This is a genomic window from Massilia sp. P2_C2 (assembly GCF_056404615.1).
Genome location: NZ_JBFUDR010000521.1, coordinates 1 through 2,427, shown reverse-complemented (window position 1 = coordinate 2,427; position 2,427 = coordinate 1). Strand labels below are relative to the sequence as shown.

Sequence of the window (2,427 nt, the reverse complement as noted above, 5' to 3'; positions counted from 1 at the left end):
CCTGAAGGTGCTGCCGGCCGCGCCGGCGCCCGTCCAGGCCCAGGTAGCCGCGCCGGCCCAGGGTTTCAGGCGCCTGCGCCTGCCGGAGACGGTCACGGCGCCGCGGCAAGCCGCACCGGCCGCCACGGCCGTCGCCAGCGCAGCGGCCGTCACGGGTGCGGGAGGCGGGCAATGAGCCGCACGACGACACCGGTTGCCGTCGGCTATTTCGGCAAGCTGCCCAGCCGCGGCGACTTCGTGCGCGCCAGCGCCAGCCCCGCGCTGCTGCAGGTGCTGGACGACTGGTTGTCCGAGGCGATGGACCTGATGAGCGCCAACGCGCGCTGGAAGCTCGCCTACGACGCCGCCGCGCCGCTGCACTTCGCCTTCGTCGGCCCGCGCCGGCGCCACGCGATCGGCGGTCACATCGTCCCCAGCAGCGACGCATCGAGCCGGCGCTATCCGTTCCTGATGGCGGGTGCGATGGAGATCGCGGAACCGGCCGCGTTCCTGCCCGCGACGCCGCTCGTGTTCACCCGGTTGTGGAGCCGGCTCGAGGCGCTGACGGCCGGCGTGCGCAACGCCGGCGATCCCGCCACGCCGCTGCAGGCCGCGAGCGGCCAGCCGATCGAACTCGACCTGCGCGCCTCCGCCTACGACGCCGCGTTCGACGACTTCCTGGAAGTGCAGACGATCGTCGGGCTGGATACGCAGCTGGCCGCGGCGGGCTTCGGCGTATCGACGCGCCAGGTGCTGCTGGCGCTGGGCATGCTGCTGCAGCCCGTGCTGGCCAGCGGGTCGGGCCGCCTCGACAAGAGCCTCGTGCTGCCATTGCCGCGGGACGCCATCCACCGCAACCTCGCTGCCGCATTCTGGATGCACGTGATCGCGCCTTTCCTGGCGCGCGCCGATTTCGAACTGGCGCTGTTCGTCACGCGCCTGGAAGACCGGCCCGTGCTCGTCGTCGGCTTCTCGGGCGCCTCCGCGCAGACGCTGCGCACCCTCATCGACCCGCAGGCGAACCTCGACCATCTGATCGCGTTCGCCGACCTGGACTGGGTCGAGGACCAGGTCCACGGCGACTACGACATACGCAAGCTGTCGGCCTGGCTGGCACAGGGCAGCCTGACCCTCAAGTCCGCTCTCGACGCCGTCGGCGCGGCATTCATCGGAACCTGATATGCGAATCTTCACTCAACGCGCGCCGGCCGCCCTGTTCACGTTGGCGCTGGCCGCAACGGCGGCGGCACAGAACACCGCGCCGGCGCCCGCTGCGCCGCAGCCGGGCCAGGTGCTGGCCGCCGGCACCGTCCCGGACGAGGCGACCAAGGCATCCGTCCTCGCGAAGCTGCGCGAACTGTACGGCCCCGAACGCGTGGTCGACCAGATCGCCATCGGCCCCGTCGTCATGCCGGCCAACTGGAACGGCTATGTGCAAAAGCTGATCACGCCGGACCTGCGCCAGATCAGCCGCGGCCAGCTCACGATCGACGGCAACAACGTCAGCCTGCGCGGTGAAGTCGCGAACGAGGCACTGCGCCAGCGCATCGCCAGCAACGTCGCGACGAACCTGAACCCGACCTATACCGTCAACAACGGACTGCGCATCGCCGCCGGCGAACAGGCGCTGCTCGACAACACCCTCGCGAACCGCACCGTCGAATTCGACAGCGGCAAGGCCAGCCTGACCCCGGACGGGCGCGCGATCCTCGACGAGATGGTCGCGGCAATGCTGAAACTGAAGGGACGCCGCATCGAGATCATCGGCCACACCGACAGCGCCGGCCTGCGCACCAGCAACGTGAGCCTGAGCCAGGCGCGCGCCGCCACCGTCAAGGCCTACCTGGCCGCGCATGGCATCGCCGAGGACAACCTGACGGCCAGCGGCCAGGGGCCGGACCGCCCCATCGCCAGCAACGACACCGTCGAAGGCCGCGCGCGCAACCGCCGCATCGAATTCCGCCTCGTGCAATGATCTGACCGTGAAAGCCAGCATGTTTACCGCCGCAGCCCTGCTCGCCCCCATCAGCGCCGACCGCCCGTGCGGCGCCGACCTCGCATTTTCCACGGACCTGGACGCCATCGCCCGCGCACGCGAATTCGACGACCCGTCGCTCGCCCAGGGCGAATGGGTCACGGATCTGAAGGAGGCCGACTGGGGCTTCGTCGTCGACCGCTGCGCGCACCTGCTGGCCGAGCGGACGAAAGACCTGCGCCTGGCCGTCTGGCTCGCCGAGGCGGCCGCCAAACGGCACCACCTGCGCGGCCTCGGCGAAGGATTCCGGCTGCTGGCCGGCCTGTGCGAACGCTATTGGGACCAGGGGCTGTTCCCGGAAGCGGACGGCGGCGACCAGGAGCAGCGCATCGGCAATCTCGCGTGGATCCTGTCGCGTACGCGTGCCCTCGTGCGCGAGGTGCCGCTGACGGAGGGTCGCGGCACGGCCTGGT

Annotated in this window: 3 protein-coding genes; all 3 read left to right on the top strand. The window is 70.8% G+C overall.

Features of this window, described 5'->3' with window-relative positions:
* Positions 1-171 precede the first annotated feature (171 nt).
* Positions 172-1,158, top strand: coding sequence for a type VI secretion system-associated protein TagF (tagF, locus tag AC1DYX_RS30360; protein WP_477265824.1), 987 nt, complete (start codon positions 172-174; stop codon positions 1,156-1,158).
* A 1-nt stretch (position 1,159) separates the two neighbouring features.
* The gene (locus tag AC1DYX_RS30355) at positions 1,160-1,954 is read left to right on the top strand and encodes an OmpA family protein (protein ID WP_477265822.1); all 795 of its coding nucleotides are present in this window, start codon (positions 1,160-1,162) and stop codon (positions 1,952-1,954) included.
* A gap of 19 nt (positions 1,955-1,973) precedes the next feature.
* A partial coding sequence (tssA, locus tag AC1DYX_RS30350) for a type VI secretion system protein TssA (protein ID WP_477265820.1) occupies positions 1,974-2,427 on the top strand: 454 nt, incomplete at its 3' end.

Coding starts and splice junctions, on each gene's coding strand:
- AC1DYX_RS30355 (WP_477265822.1), top strand. CDS start 1,160: ATGCGAATCTTCACTCAACGCGCGCCGGCCGCCCTGTTCACGTTGGCG.
- tagF (WP_477265824.1), top strand. CDS start 172: ATGAGCCGCACGACGACACCGGTTGCCGTCGGCTATTTCGGCAAGCTG.